Below are 18,091 nucleotides of genomic sequence, written 5' to 3'. Positions count from 1 at the left end.
CCACCTTGAGCAGCAAGGGCCAGTTCGGCATCATTCGGCGGGATATGAGTTTCGTAGCCCATGGATTGAAGATGCATCAACCGGCGAAAAAGTTCGAATGCTGGTTCAGGCATCGTCAAGATCGCGTTCGGCCGGCACCAGTTCACCAATAAGCTTTGAGCGGGCTTCGATTGAGGTCAACCGTCGCTCCCCCGATCTATGGCGTGCAGTGCGTCGTCACTTCACCTCCGCAACGACCGGCCCTGAAACGGGGTCCGTGAGGCCAAGCTCGCCGCCAAGATCTTCAAGCAGATCGCGCATTGTATCCAGAAGGCCGATCATCTGCGGACGAGCCGCCGCGAGACTGTCCATGTCCTTCCACTCACCGATCACGCAGAAAGTGCGCTCGCCAGTCTTGATCAAGGCGCCCTTGATAAATCCCTTGGCCTTGAGGGAAGCCTTCTCATGCGCCTCGACAAAAGCCTTTTCTTTGCCGGGTTTGGTTCGAAAGCGAACGACGTTGTAGGCGGTCATGATTTCCTCCGAGCGGTTCAATCAGTGATGGGCCGGCGGCCGAGCCTCCAGGACCATATTGAAAGGCGTCTCTGTGGCGCGGCGGAAACGGGTGAACCCTCCATTGGCCACAACCTTGCGCAGCTTTGCCTCGCCGGCCTGCGCACCGAGGCCGAGTCCGACCTCCTGCGAAAGGGATGCAGGCGTGCAGATGAAGGTTGAAGCGGCGTAGTAGATGCGGCCGACCGGATTGAGATTTGCCGATAGCTGATCGTTGGCGAAGGGTTCGACGATCATCCACGTGCCATCCGGCTTTAGGGCGTGACGCACATGTTTGGCCGCGCCCGCTGGATCGCCCATATCATGCAGGCAGTCGAAGAACGCGATGAGATCGTAGGTGCCGGGAAAGTCCTTTGCCGTCGCCACCTCGAACCGGGCATTGCCGGCAACGCCAGCCTCTTTGGCCGCCGTCCGCGCCCGCTCGATTGAAGGAGCATGGTAGTCGAAGCCGACAAAGCGTGAATTTGGGAATGCTTTGGCCATCAGCACCGTGGATGCGCCATGGCCACATCCGACATCGGCGACGTCGGCCCCTTGCTCCAGCTTCTCGACGATACCGTCGAGAGCGGGGAGCCAGGACCCGATCAGATTGGCGTTGTAACCAGGTCGGAAAAATCGCTCGGTGCCGCGGAACAGGCAGGTGCTATGGTCGTGCCAGCCCAGTCCCTTGCCCGAACGGAAGGCTTGCCTGACCTTCTCTTCGTCCAGCCATAAAGTAGATACGACCTCGAATGCGCCAGCCATGAAAGCGGGGCTGTCTTCATTGGCGAAGACCTGTTCCTGCTCGGGACTGAGATAGAAACTGTCGGTAGCTTCGTCATATTCGATGTAACCGGCAGCGGCTTGCGCCGAGAGCCATTCCCTCACGAGGCGTTCCTGCGTGCCAGTCTTGGCGGCGAGTTGCGCGGCGGTCATTCTCCCGCCCTCGCTCATCGCTGAAAACAGGCCCAGCCTGTCGCCTAGCAGCACGGCCGCCCCGGTCGTGATGGCGCCGAGATCGCCGACCATCTTTCCGAGCAACGCGTCCAGCTTCTCCTGATTTGGCTCCGACATCGGCATCCTCCTCCGCCCAGATCCCTGTCGCTGAACCGATGGCAATCTCCCGACCTGCAGGTTCGGTTACGCCATGGCCACCATGGACAGTTGGGCAAGTTTACCTAAGGATAGGATCAGCCGATAATGCCTAGTTTTCATCGCAGCGATCAAAACCAGGCATCGACGGGGGCACTCATGGAGATGCATGAAATCCGATACTTTCTGGCCGCTTGCCAGACGCTCAATTTCCATCGTGCGGCCGAGCTGGTGCATGTCGGCCAACCAGCCTTGACGCGCGCCATTCAGAAGTTGGAAGGGGACCTCGGCGGTTACCTTTTCCATCGCGAGAAAGGGCACGTCCAACTCACGGATTTCGGCTGCCTGATGCGGACCCATCTTGAGGATGTGTTTAAGCGATCCGAAAGTGCAAAGCGCACTGCAAAGAGCTTTCTAACGCTTGAAGAGGCGCCTCTGACCCTCGGCGTCATGTGCACAATCGGCCCCATGCGCTTCATAGGCTTTTTGAATGCGTTCCGAGACCTTCACCCAGGGATCGCAGTAACGGTGATCGAGGGGGCGGCAAACGAACTGGGACAGCTTCTGCTGGATGGTAAGCTGGACGTTGCGTTGGTCGCTCGTCCTGAACCGTTCGACCGCAAGCTGAAAGTGCAACCCGTGTATACGGAGCGTTTCGGTCTCGCGTTTTCGACAGGTCACCCATTTGAAATGCGCAACACGCTTCACCTTTCCGACGTCCAGGGCAAGCCTACCTCGACCGCATCAACTGCGAATATAGCGATCACATTGACGAGCTTTGCAGAAGCCTCGGCGTAGTGATCGAAAGCGCATATCGCAGTGAGCGCGAGGATTGGATTCTGGCGATGGTCGCGGCGGGAATGGGGGTCTGCTTCATGGCTGAATTCTCGGCCAGCCAGCCGGGCGTCTGTCACCGGCCGGTGGTTGACCCTGAAATCGTCCGCGAAGTGTCCTTGGTTTCCGTCGCGGGGCGATCACACTCGCCGGCGATTGATGCGTTTGCCAACGCAGTCCGGGACTATGATTGGAAAACCTCACTGACCTAGCAGCAGGTGCCCTTGGAGAGATCGCTCGGTCGCTGACGCCTGATCCATGCACACGTTGTCGTGATGCTCGGAGGTAGCCTTGATCGATCTAAGGACTGTGTTAGGTCGACGGATCCCCAGCATGAGGACAGACATGGCCGGCACATCGCGAAAATATCCCATGCTGCGGCGTTCGCGCGCCATGTGGGGCTCGCGGCGCGTCTGGCAGCCGCGGCTGGTGTTCTGGGCCGGTGCGGTCTCGATCGGCGTCATCAGCGTTCTGTTCGCGGTGCTGGCCGACAAGGCGCAGGCACTCTTTCACGTCATGATCGGCGATGTTGGCGGCCGGCGCTTCTACCTGCCGCTCATCGTTACGCCGCTCGGTTTCGTGCTATGCGCCTGGCTGGCCCACGCCTTCTTTCCCGGCTCGCAAGGCAGCGGCATTCCGCAGGCTATCGCCGCCCGCCACCTGCGCGACGATGACGACCGGAGCCATATCCTGTCGCTGCGGCTCGTGATGGGCAAGATCGCGCTTACCGTCATCGGCCTGTTCTGTGGCGCTTCCATCGGCCGCGAGGGGCCGACCGTGCAGGTTGGCGCATCGCTGATGCTGCAGGCGGCACGCTGGGGCGGCATGGCGCAGGCGCGCGGATTGATCCTGGCAGGCTCGGCCGCGGGCATCGCTGCCGCCTTCAACACACCGCTGGCAGGCATCGTCTTTGCCATCGAGGAGATGGGCCGCACCTACGAGGCGCGCACCAACGGGCTGGTGCTGACGGCTGTGATCCTGGCCGGTCTCGCCTCGCTCGGCCTGCTTGGCAACTACACCTATTTCGGGGTCTCGAAGGAAACGATCTCGTTTGCTGCCGAGTGGCCGCTGGTGATTGCCTGCGGTGTCATTGGCGGTGGTTTCGGTGCTTTATTTTCGCTGCTGGCTTTGAAGGCGACGCGGCGGATCCGGCGCTGGCACACGCACCAGCCGTTGCGACGCGCTTTGCTGGTGGCCGCCTTGTGCGGGCTTGCCGTGGCGGCGATCGGCATCGCGTCGGGCGGACTGACCTTCGGCACGGGTTACGTGCAGGCACGCGGCGCGGTCGAAGGCACGCCACTGCCGTGGTTCTTCTTTGCCGAAAAGTTCCTGGCCGGCCTGTTGTCGATGGTCTCGGGCATTCCCGGTGGCATCTTCGCGCCTTCGCTGGCGGTTGGCGCCGGCATCGGCAGTTCGCTTGGCCTGATCCTCGGCGCCAGCACAGGGGCCGCTGCCCTGCTTGGCATGGCCGGCTATTTCGCCGGCGTGGTTCAGGCACCGATGACGGCCTTCGTCATCATCCTGGAGATGACCGGCAACCACGACAACGTCATCGCGCTGATGCTGGCCTCGATGTTGGGCTACGGCACTGCGCGAATGATCTCGCACGAGCCGCTCTATCACGCATTGTCGCGGGTGTTCATCGCAGAAGCGATCAGGAGGCGCAGGGCAGAGGCCCTTCCGGCATGATTGAGGCAGGGGTCATTCCGGCGGTCGTCGCAATGTTACAAAATATCATGTAAGTGATTGATTTTATTAATGTAACTCACAGTTCAATCCTCTAGAAAGTCGTCATCGGAAGGCTGTCTGGTCTCGGACCCTCGCAGAGGCTGACGGTTGGCGAATGTTGCGCCATCTTCCCGTCAGTGGCTATGACGGCCAAACAGGAGTCCATGGCCAGTTTCAATGTCTGGCCGGCAGGATTGCTTCCTGCAGATCTCGACGCAGGTGCTCTACAATCCTTATATTAGCCTTGTCTTACATTCGAAAGTGTCAGGCAAGTGTAGGCACAGTGATCGATAGGCTGTTGGTCCAGGGCAAAATAAAGACAGTTGCAAATACATCACACACTTTTAACACCGTCTCGGATATTGTCCTGTGCGAGGGGTTTACTTGGGTTGGGAGAAATACGTGAATAAATTCTTTGCAGTTCTGGCTGTTGCCGCCCTGTCGGCAAGCACCGCATCAGCAGCCGACATGGTGGCACCTATCGCCGGATCCACCTATGACTGGAGCGGTTTCTATGTCGGCGGTCATGTCGGCTTTGCCAATGGCGACATCACGGCAACGGACGTAACCGAGCCGAACGGTGGGTTCTTCACCGACGCCGTGCCGGCCGGCACCGAGGGCTTCGATTTCAACAAGGGCGCCGTGGCTGGCGGTATTCATGCCGGCGCGCAGTGGCAGTGGGGCCAATGGGTTCTGGGCGGCGAGGCTACCTGGACGGCGACGGGCATAAAGAAGACCATCACCAGCCCTTACTTCCCGGACAGCGACACCGAGTCCGCCAAAATCTCGAACTACGCCACGGTCGTCGGTCGCGTCGGCTACGCCTTCGATCGCGTGCTGATCTACGCCAAGGCGGGTTACGCCGGCGGCAAGGTGGATTTCCGCGCCCGAGACAACGACGCCCTCGTGACCTACGAGAAGAATGAGTGGCAGAACGGCTATGCGCTCGGCGCCGGCATCGACTATGCCCTTACGAACAACCTCTCGCTGGGTGTGGACTACACTCACGTTGACCTCGGTCATAAGACGAGCACAGGCAACAACGTGTTCGATGACGGCAGCCTCGGTTCTAATCCCGAGACCTATCGCACCAAGGCAAAGGTCGATGCGGTGATGGCCCGGCTGACCTACAAGTTCGGCATGAGTCAGTAGTTAGAGGCCATTACGGGCTCCAGCAGATCAGATCTAGGCGTCAAGGGGAGCTCCGCAAAGAGCTCCCCTTCCTTTTTCGCACTCTTCTCTTGCTACGTATCCCCGATTAGCACGGTAAGAAATTTACCGTCCGCGCTGCGGAGGACGAACGTCTTGACTCACCGACTTACAGCGGTTTTGAAGGCTCTCGACTTATGCTGGGCTACGGCACTGCGCGAATGATCTCGCAAAAGCCGCTCTATCACGTATTGTCGCGGGTGTTTATCGCAGAAGCCATCAGGCGGCGCAGGGCAGAGGCCCTTCCGACATGATTGAGGCAGGGGTCATTCCGGTGGTCGTCACAATGTTACAAAATATCATTTAAGTGATTGATTTTATTAATGTAACTCAGAGTCCCAGTCCTCTCTCGCAGCACCAGTCTATCCCCTTGAAATCATTGACACGCAACGGTTTCTGTCCGCTCTGACGTTACAAATGCCGTAACAAAATCGGATGGAACTGATGACCGGCCGTGTTCGAACTCTCCTGAATCGGGACGGCCGCTATTGCGCGCCTTGTAGTCCCGAAAGAACTTCGGCCGTATATCGGGAAAACGGAATTGCGAACAGGGCTTGGCCCGACAACAGGACGGCCCTGAAGATGCTGCCTGGTGCAGTCGCCACCCTTCAGCGTGAGATTGCACTTGGCGAGCGCCGCGCCGTCGCGGCTGGCGAACAGTCCATCACTGTCGGCCGCTATCCACTTCTTCCGCCACAAATAGCCAGCCGAGACTATCAGGTGCGCCTGGCCGACGATGCAGAGATCCGGGCGCACCATTATCAATGTGCGGGCTTTGAGAACGACCAAGAGGTTGTCAGGCGCTTACAGAAAGAGGTAAATTTTAAATATCGTAATTACGAATATTACCTAAAAAAATAGCTAAAATGAGAACTATTTATGTCAAAGATCACAGATATTTGCTTTTGGGCAGTCGTTAGTATTGACGACCAAATTTGAACTACCCGCTCCTGCCGACTTGTGAACCTTCATACCGAAGAGGAGTATCCGAAGTGGCGTTTATCGCTTTGGTCCTTTCGCTGAGGGGCCGATCGTTCAAGAGGAGATCCCGAGATGGAAGGGTATGACGAATCGATGTTCGACGACCTTGCCTTTGATGAAGCGGAAGGCCCCGCCGACAGCTACGACGAATTCGACGAAATGGACGAAGGCGATGGTTTCGAAGCCTCCGACGAAGCCGACGAGTTCGACGAAGGCGATGAATTCGAGGCTTCGGGGTTCGATGAGATGGACGCCGGTGACGAGTTCGATGCTGGCGACGAGTTCGACGAAGGCGACGGTTTTGACGAAGGCGATGAATCTGATGACGATGCTTGGGACGAGGCTATGAGCTATGCACTAGCGGCAGAGGACAGCGATGAGTTCTTCCGCCGCATCGCCCGTGGTATTCGCGGCGTCGTTCGCACCGTCCGGCGTGCCGCTCCCACCATCGGTCGCATCGCCCGTGCCGTAGCTCCTGTTGCTAGCCTGATCCCCGGCGTCGGCACCGCCGTCGGCGGCGTCGCCAATGTGGTCGGCCAGCTGATGGCTGACGAGGCTTCCGAGGACGAGGCGCTAGACGCCTTCGCAGAGCTTGCGGTGCGCAACCGCGCCGCCATTCCTCTGGTGGCCGGATTGGCGGCGAGACGCGTTCTCGGCCCGGCGGCCGCGCGCATGCCGGCGGCCCAGCGCATCCAGGCGGTGCGCACCGTGCGCCGCGCCGCGACCCAGCTCGTCAATCGGGCCGGCCCGACCGCGATCCGTGCTTTGCCGCGCATTGCCAGCAGCGTCCGCCGCACGGCGGTCACCCGCCGCACCCCGGCCTCTGTCAGGCCGCTGGTGCTGGCGCGCACCGCACGCCGTGTCGCGGCGCGTGGGCAAGGCCTGCGTCGCCAGTTGACGCGCCCATTGCCTACAGGACGCCGTATTGTGCGCCGGACAGCCGCGGCCGTTCGCGCCGGCATGGCGCCTGCCCGCAACCTGGCGCGCGCCGCCGGCCGTGCTCTGGGCGCCGGACGGGCGCTGGGGGGATTGGGCGGCGGACTTGGCCTGGGACTTGGCCTGGGACATGGGCGCAGACGGCGCATCGTGATCCGTGGCCCGGTCAGCATCACCATCCGGCCGAACTGACCCAAGTGGCTCCCTTGTCGGCGCAAGAAGAAGGATCGCTGCGATGCGCACGGGTTCTTCGACCAGGCGTTTCCTGGACACCAAGCTGCGGGCCCTGAAGGCCCGCGCCCGGCGCCTCAACCGTCTGACACCGCGACGCATCGGCCTTCGTCCCGAAGACCTGCCTTATGCGCCGTCAAGGGCCCACTTCCACGCCGCCAACAAGCGTCTGGCGGCCATCGCCAACGCCATCAACCGGCGGATCGTCGAGATCGAGCGCGGCTGGCCACCGGCCGCCGCCCAGACAGCGCTGACCCAGATGGCGCTGCTTGATCGCAGCGTCGACCGGCTGCGCAGGACCTTCGGCATGTTCTTTGAAGTCATGTCGCAGCGCGGATCCGGATTCGCGCCAGCTCTCGCCGCACATGACGAGATCGCGCTCGATTGCTATGCGGTCGTCCGTGCGGCCCTGCCGGGCGTTTTCAGCGGCCCGCTGCTGAAACCGCTGACCTATATGGAACACGGCTATTCTCCCGCCACCCAGCGGCGCGGCGTTGCCCTTGCACGGCTGCTCGGCGACAGCAACCCGTTCCCGGTAATCCGCGTGCCCTGGGACCGCGACAATCCTTGGCAGTCGGTGTTCCTGCACGAAGTCGCCCACAATCTGCAGGCCGACATGGGCCTATGGCAGGAGAACGCGCAGGCGGTCGCCAACCGGCTGGCCAGCATGCGCTTCGATCCGCTGGTGGTTACCATCCTGCGCCGCTGGCACAAGGAGATATTCGCCGACCTCGCGGCGCTGCTGCTCGGCGGAACGGCATCGGTCTGGGGGATGATGGAGTTTCTCGCCCATCCCGGTGCCCGCGCGCTGACCTACCGCCCCGGCGGCGCGCATCCGACCGGTTGGATCCGCGTTCTGATCCTGACTGAGATGCTGCGCCGCATGGGTTTTGCCGAAGAGGCGAGGCGCGCCGAACGGGTCTGGGGCGGCCTCTACAATCCGGCCCGCGGTCACCGGTTGCCGCCGGTGCTGCTGGCATCGGTGCCGCGCGTCATTCCGGCCGTGGTCGACGAGATCGCCTACCAGCCGCGGCGCGGCCTGGGCCAGCATGCGCTGGCCGATGCCATTCCGTTCTCCCGCGCCGACGAAGCGCGCATCCGCCATGGCGGCATGCTGATCGCGGCCGGGCGAACGCCGGACCTGCCGCCGCGTTTTTTCGTGTCGGCCAGCCGTTTCGCGTTGGAGGCCGGCGCAGAGCCGGACGCCATTGCCGCGCTCGTCTTTAGAAACCTGGCCCAGCGTCAGGCAAACCGACGGCCCACTGCGCAACCGTCCCCAGCCGCACTCGTTGCATGAGGAACTGAATCATGGTCGACGCAATCCCAACCGCCGCCAGCCCGGTCTCGAAATTCCGCTCTCCGGCCACGGTCGCCGTGGACAACCTGCTGCGCAAGACGCTGCGCGTCAGCGATCCCCGCGATCCCGACCAGATCGCCAACGCCCTGTTGAACTTCTACCCGGAGGAGGCGGACCGGGACCGTCGCGAGCGCGCCGGCCTGCCCTATTCGAGCGTGCCCGACTATGTTCCGGTGGCGCAGAACACTGGCCCGTCCTCGGTCGAGTTGGCGCAGGCGCAGGACGACCTCGAGCGGGACCTGCAGACGCTTTCGACCTCCTCGCCGCTGAAGGACATTCGTGTCGAGATGATCGGTTGGGGCCGCTCCATCAGGCAGATCGCCAATGACGGGCTGGCCGCCGCCCGGCTGGCTCTCGATTCGGTCAACCACGACCGCGCCATGGCGGCTCGCCGCCAACTCGGCGAATATTCGCGCCTTGCGCGCTATGTCGGCACACTCACCGACGGCAGTGCTGTCCTGTTCAGGCGATTCGCACAAAGCTGCGATGTTCTGGCCGCCCTCATACTTGTCGCCATCGGTGAAGGCCTGGCATCGAGCGGCATAACCCGTAGCACCTCGATCGTGCGTTCGGCAGCAGGTGAACTGCAGGCGCGCCGCAACGCCGTCATAATGGCACTGCGCAGCCTCGCCGGATCCGTAGAGAGCTCTCTTGGCCAGGAAGATTGGCCGCGCGGTATCGAGGCCTACCGCAACTTGGTGCGGCAACTGGAGGCCGGTGGCCAAGCGGACCTGCGCGCCTTGCTCGAGGAAGGCGCCCTGTCGCAGGCGATGGACGATCTGGTCGATCTCTCGACCGGGGCAAGCATCGAGGGATTGCGTGAACTGTCCACCGCATCCGCTATGCTCGTTCATCGGTTCCAGCGCCTCATTCAGTTTGGCCAGAGCATTCAGGTTCCGATCAAGGTCCCGATCACCGCGGGGTCGCCGGAATCGCCGCCGCTCGCGACGTTCGTGTCCAGCCTGCAGCTGTTTGTCGATGCATTCGTTTCGCAAGGCAGCTCGCGACTCCTCTACGTCGCCCGCCCGCCGATTATCGTCTACGGCCTCTATGGCGTCGGAGGCCCCGATACCGGCGCCGCCCACCTGATCGGCCTTACCATGGCGCGCGGCCTCCTGCTCGAACAGGTCGACTGCTTCGCGGGTTGCGGCTGCGACGACGACAACATCAAGGGTCAGGTCCTTTTGGATTACGTGCTGTTTCTGGTGGACAGGGCGATCGATCTCTACGCGGTCGGAACCGATTCGCGCGGTCGCGGCGAACAGGAAAAGCGGGCTACGGCCGTCGGCCTTGCCATCTATGAGGTTCTGGTCTTGACCGATAAGGCCAATATGCCCCCCGTGCTCTCATTCGAAATCAATGGAAAGCTGAGGGAAGTGCTCGAAAATATCGTCGAAGGATTGTTGGGCCCGTTCGGCGGTCCGCATCCTAAGGCCTGGAAAGCACCTCTGAAGGCGCTCATGGTCCGCGAACTGCGCGTCGCCTACCAGGCGGAAGAGCAGACGGAGCGCCTCGTGCGCTCGCTTTCGCCGCACTGCAGTCTCGACGTCTTTAACTTCCGCGACAGCGACTACTCGCTGATCCGCTGGATAATCCGTTCGATCCTCAACAATAGGTTGGGTTCCAGCGCCGATCTGCCGAAGCCTGTCCAGATACCGTCGCCGATTGCGAGTTCGATAGCGAGCATCGCGCAGAACCGTCCCGACTTCAGGTTGCCTGATTGAGAGGAGCAGAACAATGACTGCGAAATTTCCCTATCGCCCAGCCAACAAATTCCACGAAGGGATAAAGGCCCGCTTCGAGGCGGTGGACGAAACATCGCAATCGATCAAACTGCTGACTGGCGCGGTCCGCAAGGTCGCCGACGCGGTGCAATCGCTTGGCATGCGCGACAAGGACAATGTCACAGCGCTCTATGCCGCTGCTGTAGACACCACCGGCGACATCGTCGACCGCACGAATGCGGGGCAATGGCTCAATTCCGCAAAATTCAAAAAGCTGCGCGATCTTGTGAAATTCCGGAAAGACGAACCGCAGGCAATCCGGCGCCAGGATTTCGTCGACAAAATGAGGGCTGCCCCCCCGATCTCAACAGGCCTTCCCGCAGTCGTCACCGACGATGACTTGGCGCGCTTCTTCGAGCTGGCGCCAGCTGTCCAGAAAGCGATCGACGACAGCCAACCAACGCCCAGCGGCCAACTGCCGCTCAGCAACCAGCAGCAGTCATCAACGAAAAAACCTTGAGAGCATGAGCCGCCAATTCGAGCAAGATGAGGTCTGATTATGGCTAGTGAATCCAACCAGGTCATCCAGCGGCTGTTCCAGCGCTTCTTCAGGGACGAGCTGTCGGGATTGTCGCCGGCGGACCGCGCCGCTTTCGAGAGCGAATTCGAGGGTCGCTATGGAGATCTGCTCGCGCGCTCGTCGAGTACCACGACAACCAGCTTCGCCGATCTGGTCGGCTTCGGCGACGGGCCAATCAAGCCGTTCGATTCGCTGCAGATGCCGTTGCTGCGCAACGATTTCGACGAATCGATCATCCCTCCGCAGCTACAGGCATCGGCCGAACTCTACTACATCTACCAGATGGACCGCATGAAGCTGTTCCAGGTGGTCGACGTGTTGCGGCGGCTGTTCCAGAACGGCCAGATTCGCATCCAGCGCGGCCCAGGCGCACGCGGGCTCTATATCCTCGAGAAGTGGCGGCCGATCCGCTACAAGCGCCGCGACCGGCTGATCGCCTATCGCCGCGTCTTCAACTACGGCCGCGCGCCCGTGCCGGCCGGCGCCATCGTCAACCGCAGCTTCCACTTCATGCTGGTCGCCTTCATGAACGCGATGTCGCAGTATTTCCAGGATCTGACTATCGGCCAGGTCATTCGCGGCAGCGCCTCAATCAACGACCGGCCGTTCGCGGCCCTCGCCACGGTGCAGCGCGTCGGCACCGACCTGCGCTATCATCTCGACCGTTCGAGCTACGGCAACATCCTCGCCCTGACCCGGGAAACCGGACAGTATGTGCAGCAGATCTTCGAGCTGTTCGACGCGCCGGATATCAAGAAATCCTTCGACGCCAACACCAAATGGGACGTCATCGAGGCCGTAGCCAACCGGCACCTTGGTGGCGCCGCCGAAATGTCGCAGCGTGCCAAGATGGCGGACGCCGGGCGCCGGATCCTCCAATACATCGCCGAGAACGATTTCCGCACCACGATCACGCCGGCCGAGTTCGATGCCGATGCCAAAAAGATGGGCTCACAGGCCGATGCGTGGCTAGCAGCCTATCGGCTAACGCGCGAAGGGCGGCGTTTCCCTGGTCTCGACGGCGATCGGGTGCACTGGTCGTATGGGCTCAACCGAAACACCGCCTCACGCATCGCCGCCTGAACGGTTTGACGGGGATGAAGAGTGCCAGCGATGGACCACCATCTTTCTCTTCTCGGGCGCTTCGCGCCCAAGCCGCCGAACATCGTCATAGACGCGCCGATGGCGCTGTCCCCGATGGGGCTGCTGGTGACGGTGGCGCTTTCCCAATCCGCGCGGGTGTGGTTGCCGCGCGGCTTCTACACCTTGCTCGATAATGACGAATACTATCGCCACCGACCAGACCAGTTGGGCGGCTCCTGGTTCAGCCCGGAAACGAGGGAGGCGCACCTCAAGGAGCTGGTGCTGGAGCTCGAATCTTGGCGGCGCGCCTGGCAGAACGGGAGGCTGTCGTCCCGAGTGCACTGGATCGGCGACGCGCAATATGAAAGCGCGCTGCCCGAACGGGAGGAAACGGCGCTACTGCCGCGCTTCGAGGGTTGCTGCGCGGCACTCGAATCCAGGCTCCGCGACCAGCTCGGCACCGCCGCGCCGCTGGATGAGTGCGCCCGCGACGTGATCGCTCTCTCGGCCGCCCTGCAACCGGACAGCGCCTATATCCTGACCATGGCCGGCATGGCGAGCGGCAGGCCGCCGCTCTGCGACTATCTCGACCGGCTGGAGTTCCCGGCCATACGCCATGCTGGTGTCATTCCCGGCTGGACTAGCCCGGCATTCTGGCCGGCGCTCGCTCCGCTGGCCGCCGGCGGCCGCAGCGCCGCGATCGTCCAGATCGTGGCCCCGGTCATCCTCGCGTTGCCCGACGGCTGGACCGAAACCGATTGGGCGCTGGAAGACCCGGCCAGCCACGATGACGAGACGCCTGACGATCCCTGGCGCAACGCCTGCGCGCTCTGGCATGAGCTAGCGCCGGCGGAGGCCGCGGCATGAGCCCGCCCCGCCTCCATCCGACCCACGGCCTGCGCACCAATGCGCGTGACCTGGTTATGATCAGCGTCGCCGGGCAAGTCGCCTCGCCCACCGAGAGGGGCACGCCTTGGCGCATCGGCTATGACGGCAGGCCACGCTCCCTGCCGTGCACGGGCGGTATCGTGCTCAACCACCGCGTCGGCGACCCTTGCGTCGGCCTGGCCGGCGACCATGTCGAGCCAGCGGTGTCGATCCGCAACGAATCCCGCTCAGCCGGCGGCAATCCCGACGCCGCCAACCAGGCGCTGCAGAGTTATTCCTGCGTCGGCAACCACGCCATCGTCACCAGCGGCCGCGCCGCCGGCGCGCGCGGCGTGGTAACCGGCAAGCACGGCGGCGTCGACACGGTGCTGATCGACTTTCCGGTTCCTGCCATGCGGCAGATGGCGATCGGTGACCGCGTCCAGGTCTGGGCCTATGGGCTTGGCCTGCGCTTGACTGACTATCCCGACGTTGCCATCTGGAACTGCTCGCCGCGGCTTTTGGCGCGCTGGCGGCCGGCCGAGCGTAACGGCCGCATCCACGTCAAGGTGACACACCGCATTCCGGCCCGCGTCATGGGTTCCGGCCTCGGCCGCAACAACGTGCTGCGCGGTGACTACGACATCCAGATGTCCGATCCGGGCATGGTGCGGCGCTATAAGCTCGGCTCGCTGCGCTTCGGCGACATTGTCGGGATCATGGACGCGGACAACCGTTTTGGCCGTTCGCGGCTGGAGGGGCATGTTTCGGTGGGCGTCATCGTGCACAGCGACAGCACAGTCGCCGGTCACGGCCCGGGCGTCGTTTCGCTGCTTTCGGCGCCGGCCTCGCGCCTGCAGCTCGAACTGTCGCCGGACGCCAACATCGCACGCTATCTGGACATTCGTCCGCCAAGGCCGGCGCGGCCGTCATTCCCGCTGCCGACGGTCGAGCAGCGGGAACGGACGGTGGCACGGCTGCGCGACCGGGCAACGACATCAAGCGCCAGGGCCGAAACCGGTTTTGGCTGATCCGGCCAAACCGGTGAAACACAGGGAAAGGGAGCCGGCATGTCATATCTCAGCGAACAGCTCGACGCGCTGGTGGAGGAGGCTGCCCAGACGGTCGGTCACCCCAGGCCTTGCGGTTGCGCGCGCTGCCGGCAGCGGCAGTCGTTGCGCGCGGTCGAGGTCCGGCGCCGGCATTTCCCCAGCTGCGGCTGTGGAGGCTGCAGTGGCGGCGCAGCCTTCGACGAGGCAGCGGTGCGGCGGGCTCGGCCGGCACGCCGCCAGACGTCGGCGCGGGCGGCGGGACCACAATTGCCCGGTTGGCGCGGCTGGACACGGCCGGTCTCGCTGGCGGCCATCGACGCGGCGCGCGCCGCAGCAAGTCGGGGTGAACCCGTCGATTCGCTGTTAAGGCTCTTCCTGGCGACGGGGCCGCAGGTCTACCGCATCACCCGGGCCGGCATCGACCGCAACCGGCCGCTGAGCATCGGCATGACCAAGGCCAACAGTTCGATCGCGCAGCGGATCATCGAGCACTACCGGCAGCCGAGTCGCGCCGACCCCAGGGTCAATGCCGCGATCCGCAACCTGCAGCCGGGCCAGGTCTTGGTCCAGGCCGCCCGCCTGACCCGTCAGGGTATGCATCCGCGGCGGGCGAGGAACTACGAGGGCTGGCTGCAGGACCGGGAGCGGCCGCTGCTCTACGACCCCAACAGCACGACATTCGATGAAGTCGGCCTGATCCGTTGAACCAGAGGAGGTCCCGATGCACGGGCAAATCACTAACCGCTCAAGGTCTGTATGGGCCAATCTCGACGCCATCGTTCTCGAGGAGGTCAAGGCGCTGCGCCCGGCAGCACCACACACCGCCGAGGCACCGACGCCCGAGGAGGAGATGCCGTTTCGCTCCGACGAGGAGTTCATGCACCGGGCGACGGCTTATCTCGGCGGCCGGGGTGACGAGGCCTATCGTCTGATGGAGCGCCTGCGCGACATGCTTGGCCTTGACCGGGCCGGAGACGCAGCCGTTGGCCGCCAGGAGAGCGCCGAAAACGGCCCGGCCGGCGAGGCTGATCTCACCGTGGCCGAGCCCCCTGGGGCCGAGCCGGGACAAGAAAAATGACGCTGTTCGACGACCTCCCCTTCGCGCTCGACCGGCTGGCCGACGAGGCGGACTATGCGGTGGTCGGGCCGACCGATGGCCGCGCCAGGGTTGTTCACACAAACCGCTTTCCGCACAGCGCGGTCTGCCATATCGAACGCGATTTCGGCGACGGTAGGCTGACAGGCTGCACTGCGTTCCTGATTTCGCCAACACGTCTGCTCACCGCGGCGCATTGCATTACCAGTCCCATCCGGCAGCGCCTCGGTCTTCCAAATCTGGCGGCGCGAATCCGCGTCACTCCCGGCCGGGCGTCTCGCGATGCCCGGCCCTTCGGCTGGCAATGGGCGAAGCAATGGCGCGTCAACCCGCCCTACCGCCGCCGCCCGTCGGCACTGCACGATGTCGGGCTGATCGAGTTGGAGCGGCCGTTTTCGCCGTCGCCCGGCTTTTTCCGGCTATGGTCGCCGTCTCGCCAAGATCTTGCAAGGCTTCGGGCCTCGCGCTTGCTTCACATTTCCGGCTATCCGGCCGACAAGCCGCACGGCACGCAATGGGAACATTCAGAGCGGCTCGACCGGATCGCCGGACGGCAGCTCTTCTACAGCGTCGACACCTGCCCGGGCCATAGCGGCGCGCCTGTCTGGATTCACCGCCAGCAGGGCGGCGCGCCCATCGTCATCGCGGTTCACACGGCCGGCCCGCGACCCCATTCCGAAGGCGCTTGGGGTTGCCGACCTGGTGTGCCGCTTGCTCCAGCCGGATTGTTCAACCGTGGCGTCAGGATCACGCCGGACCTTCAGCGCTCCATCCTTGCTGGATTCGTCTAGGACAGTGACGAGCTCAATTTTACTTTTTGGAATGCTAATGTTCGGGGAAGTGATATAGTCCATGAAAAGGGCATCAGTGCAGCGTTAAATAGTGGTCGCGCCGGGGGTTTTGGCGGCGTGACGATTTTCTTGGGGCACCGCGGGGGTGCGTTGTAGTGTTTTTCGTGCGAACCAAGGCGTTCTGCCATGGCTATGCGTGTCGAGAACTTGCGGAGACTTTCCGATGTCGCTGACGAAAATTCTTCGTCGCGGTCTAATAAGGAGAGAGACGCGTCCAGCTTCATCGTTAACGGCCATTCATTGATCGCAATCCGTGACATTGACAGTGACGGGCGCGGCGGCCCGAGTGCCAATGCACCTCTCAGCCTGCCTGTAGGCCACATGATATGTGCCGGAACGCACTATCTGATCTACGACGCGGACGGCGCGCCTGCCGCTCCCGCTGGCCTGCCGGGTTCACCTGCGGAGATCTTGACGCGACGCGAACTCCAGATCGCTCTCTTGATCTCGAACGGCAAGCTGGACAAGGAGATAGCCAGGCAACTCGGCATCAGCGGCTACACCGTGCGCGAGCACATAAGGCGAATCTTCGCGAAACTGAATATCGGGCGCCGGTCGGCAATTGCCTCTTGCATCCTGGCAGGTCGGTCCGATTTTCGTCAAGACTATGGCCTATAGGGCTCTGGTGACGTAGTCTAATCGCGCGTTTGGCGGTCAACGTCGTTTCAATGGGCGGGGCGTGGGATTTTGGTCCATTTCGATGTCCGTCACAATGTTGCAAAGTGACGTGTAAGTCATTGAAATAACTCTTTTGAATTGTAGTGCATCTGCCTTCACAGATAGTGAGCATCTTGCTCTTTACCTTTGGCCGGCAAGCCTCGAGAGGCTACCCAGCAACATTGTTCTGTCCTTGCCGATCATCAGCACGCCGCTGTCAGGGGCCAGCAGCGCGGAGAACGGCAACATGGCCGCGCCGATCGGCGACGCTTCAGGGCCGAATTGCCCAGAAACGATTTCCGGCGCCACGATGCCGATGGCGCTGGTCCGGTTGAACTGGGTCTGCACCCTCGCCAGCAGCTCGAGATGGATGGGCCGCGGCAGGATGCTGTCGAGAACGATCGCCTCGATGTCGATGACAGAGGTGATGGCGATGATCGCCTCGACCAGCGCGTTGGCGCAATCATCGATCCATTCGAACAGTGGCTCGCGCGCTCCTGGCGGCAACGGGTCCAGTTCCCGCACGCGATTGATCTCGACGCCGCGCGACTTGAGATGATTGACCAGCACGTAGATCGAGGCGCGATGCAGCAGGCTCTGGTAGCGTGCCGGCTTGGCTGCCACCGAATCGAGGCTTGAAGGCGAGACCGGCAGCGGGCCGAGCGCGGCGCTGTTGCCATGCGGGCCGGTATGGACCTTGCCGCCTTGCACCAGCCCGCCGCCGACGAAAGTGTCGATCGAGATATGCATGAAGTCGCGGAACCGTGCGCCGGCCCCCTGGATGAGTTCGGCCAACGCCGCCGATGACGCGTCGTTCTCCACGAAGACCGGGGTCTTCGGCCGGGTGGTGAAGAACGTCGTCAGGTCGATTGCATCCCAGCGGCTGCCAAGATCATCGGGAAAGCCGAGCTCTTCGCTCCAGCCACCGAGGAAATAGGGCGAGGCAATGCCGACGCCGACGATGCTGGCATCGCCAAGCCCGGCGACCACCTTGTCGAAATTGGCAAGCGACATATTTCCGGCCCTGAGCACCAGATCGGGGTCCGGAAACCGGTATTCGTGCGACTCGCGGGCACGAACCTCGCCGGCGAAGTCTACCAGCACGGCTTCCAGCGCACGCCGGCCGATCTTGATGCCGACGCTGTAGATCCGCTCCGGCGTGAGCCTGTAAAGTGTGGAAGGAGATCCGCGTTGCCCGAACCTTTTTCCCACTTGCTTTACGAAACCAGACGACTCCAAACCATCGACAATGGTTGCGACCGCGGCCGGTGTCAGATTTGCG

At 62.7% G+C, this 18,091-nt stretch carries 19 protein-coding genes; 16 read left to right on the top strand and 3 right to left on the bottom strand.

Annotated elements, in window-relative coordinates; all coding sequences use genetic code 11:
* Positions 1 to 216 precede the first annotated feature (216 nt).
* Both AC56QQ_RS28680 and AC56QQ_RS28675 read right to left on the bottom strand, forming a co-directional pair.
* Positions 217 to 513: a putative quinol monooxygenase gene (locus AC56QQ_RS28680; RefSeq protein WP_489859746.1), complete on the bottom strand. Its 297-nt coding sequence runs from the start codon at positions 511 to 513 to the stop codon at positions 217 to 219.
* 21 nt (positions 514 to 534) lie between these two features.
* Entirely contained in the window at positions 535 to 1,605 is a 1,071-nt protein-coding gene (locus tag AC56QQ_RS28675) for a class I SAM-dependent methyltransferase (protein WP_497124211.1), read from the bottom strand.
* A 177-nt stretch (positions 1,606 to 1,782) separates the two neighbouring features.
* On the opposite strand from AC56QQ_RS28675, the gene AC56QQ_RS28670 reads away from it, so the two are divergent.
* The 16 genes from AC56QQ_RS28670 (at position 1,783) to AC56QQ_RS28595 (ending at position 16,770) form a co-directional block, all read left to right on the top strand.
* A complete protein-coding gene (locus AC56QQ_RS28670; RefSeq protein ID WP_497124210.1) occupies positions 1,783 to 2,421 on the top strand; it encodes a LysR family transcriptional regulator in 639 nt (212 codons plus the stop codon).
* On the top strand, positions 2,421 to 2,669 hold the full coding sequence (locus tag AC56QQ_RS28665) for a LysR family transcriptional regulator substrate-binding protein (protein WP_497124209.1): 249 nt from the start codon (positions 2,421 to 2,423) through the stop codon (positions 2,667 to 2,669). The genes AC56QQ_RS28670 and AC56QQ_RS28665 overlap by 1 nt, the downstream gene beginning before the upstream one ends.
* Positions 2,670 to 2,802: 133 nt before the next feature.
* Complete coding sequence (locus AC56QQ_RS28660) at positions 2,803 to 4,146, top strand: chloride channel protein (protein ID WP_497129155.1); 1,344 nt, start codon at positions 2,803 to 2,805, stop codon at positions 4,144 to 4,146.
* A gap of 423 nt (positions 4,147 to 4,569) precedes the next feature.
* A complete protein-coding gene (locus AC56QQ_RS28655; RefSeq protein ID WP_489859749.1) occupies positions 4,570 to 5,337 on the top strand; it encodes an outer membrane protein in 768 nt (255 codons plus the stop codon).
* Positions 5,338 to 5,976: 639 nt separating this feature from the next.
* Positions 5,977 to 6,255, top strand: coding sequence for a hypothetical protein (locus AC56QQ_RS28650; protein WP_497124208.1), 279 nt, complete (start codon positions 5,977 to 5,979; stop codon positions 6,253 to 6,255).
* A gap of 192 nt (positions 6,256 to 6,447) precedes the next feature.
* Positions 6,448 to 7,503 carry a hypothetical protein gene (locus AC56QQ_RS28645; protein ID WP_497124207.1) on the top strand — a complete coding sequence of 352 codons (1,056 nt, stop codon included), beginning with the start codon at positions 6,448 to 6,450 and terminating at the stop codon, positions 7,501 to 7,503.
* 43 nt (positions 7,504 to 7,546) lie between these two features.
* Entirely contained in the window at positions 7,547 to 8,839 is a 1,293-nt protein-coding gene (locus AC56QQ_RS28640; protein WP_489859751.1) for a hypothetical protein, read from the top strand.
* An 11-nt stretch (positions 8,840 to 8,850) separates the two neighbouring features.
* The gene (locus tag AC56QQ_RS28635) at positions 8,851 to 10,623 is read left to right on the top strand and encodes a hypothetical protein (RefSeq protein WP_497124206.1); all 1,773 of its coding nucleotides are present in this window, start codon (positions 8,851 to 8,853) and stop codon (positions 10,621 to 10,623) included.
* A 13-nt stretch (positions 10,624 to 10,636) separates the two neighbouring features.
* Complete coding sequence (locus AC56QQ_RS28630) at positions 10,637 to 11,143, top strand: hypothetical protein (RefSeq protein WP_497124205.1); 507 nt, start codon at positions 10,637 to 10,639, stop codon at positions 11,141 to 11,143.
* A 39-nt stretch (positions 11,144 to 11,182) separates the two neighbouring features.
* Positions 11,183 to 12,286: a hypothetical protein gene (locus tag AC56QQ_RS28625; RefSeq protein WP_489859754.1), complete on the top strand. Its 1,104-nt coding sequence runs from the start codon at positions 11,183 to 11,185 to the stop codon at positions 12,284 to 12,286.
* 30 nt (positions 12,287 to 12,316) lie between these two features.
* Positions 12,317 to 13,153, top strand: coding sequence for a hypothetical protein (locus AC56QQ_RS28620; RefSeq protein WP_497124204.1), 837 nt, complete (start codon positions 12,317 to 12,319; stop codon positions 13,151 to 13,153).
* Positions 13,150 to 14,184, top strand: coding sequence for a DUF4438 domain-containing protein (locus AC56QQ_RS28615; protein ID WP_497124203.1), 1,035 nt, complete (start codon positions 13,150 to 13,152; stop codon positions 14,182 to 14,184). The genes AC56QQ_RS28620 and AC56QQ_RS28615 overlap by 4 nt, the downstream gene beginning before the upstream one ends.
* 39 nt (positions 14,185 to 14,223) lie before the next feature.
* On the top strand, positions 14,224 to 14,910 hold the full coding sequence (locus tag AC56QQ_RS28610; RefSeq protein WP_497124202.1) for a hypothetical protein: 687 nt from the start codon (positions 14,224 to 14,226) through the stop codon (positions 14,908 to 14,910).
* A gap of 16 nt (positions 14,911 to 14,926) precedes the next feature.
* Positions 14,927 to 15,283: a hypothetical protein gene (locus AC56QQ_RS28605; protein WP_497124201.1), complete on the top strand. Its 357-nt coding sequence runs from the start codon at positions 14,927 to 14,929 to the stop codon at positions 15,281 to 15,283.
* Entirely contained in the window at positions 15,280 to 16,092 is an 813-nt protein-coding gene (locus AC56QQ_RS28600) for a trypsin-like serine peptidase (protein ID WP_497100568.1), read from the top strand. The genes AC56QQ_RS28605 and AC56QQ_RS28600 overlap by 4 nt, the downstream gene beginning before the upstream one ends.
* Before the next feature lie 186 nt (positions 16,093 to 16,278).
* Positions 16,279 to 16,770 (top strand): response regulator transcription factor, encoded by a 492-nt coding sequence (locus AC56QQ_RS28595; RefSeq protein WP_497124200.1) that lies wholly within the window; start codon positions 16,279 to 16,281, stop codon positions 16,768 to 16,770.
* A 180-nt stretch (positions 16,771 to 16,950) separates the two neighbouring features.
* Here AC56QQ_RS28595 and AC56QQ_RS28590 read toward each other — a convergent pair whose 3' ends face one another.
* Positions 16,951 to 18,021, bottom strand: coding sequence for an ROK family protein (locus AC56QQ_RS28590; protein ID WP_497124199.1), 1,071 nt, complete (start codon positions 18,019 to 18,021; stop codon positions 16,951 to 16,953).
* Between the last annotated feature and the right edge of the window lie 70 nt (positions 18,022 to 18,091).

The sequence above is a fragment of the Mesorhizobium sp. RCAM 05099 genome, from assembly GCF_059683685.1.
This window is presented reverse-complemented; position numbering and strand designations above follow the sequence as displayed.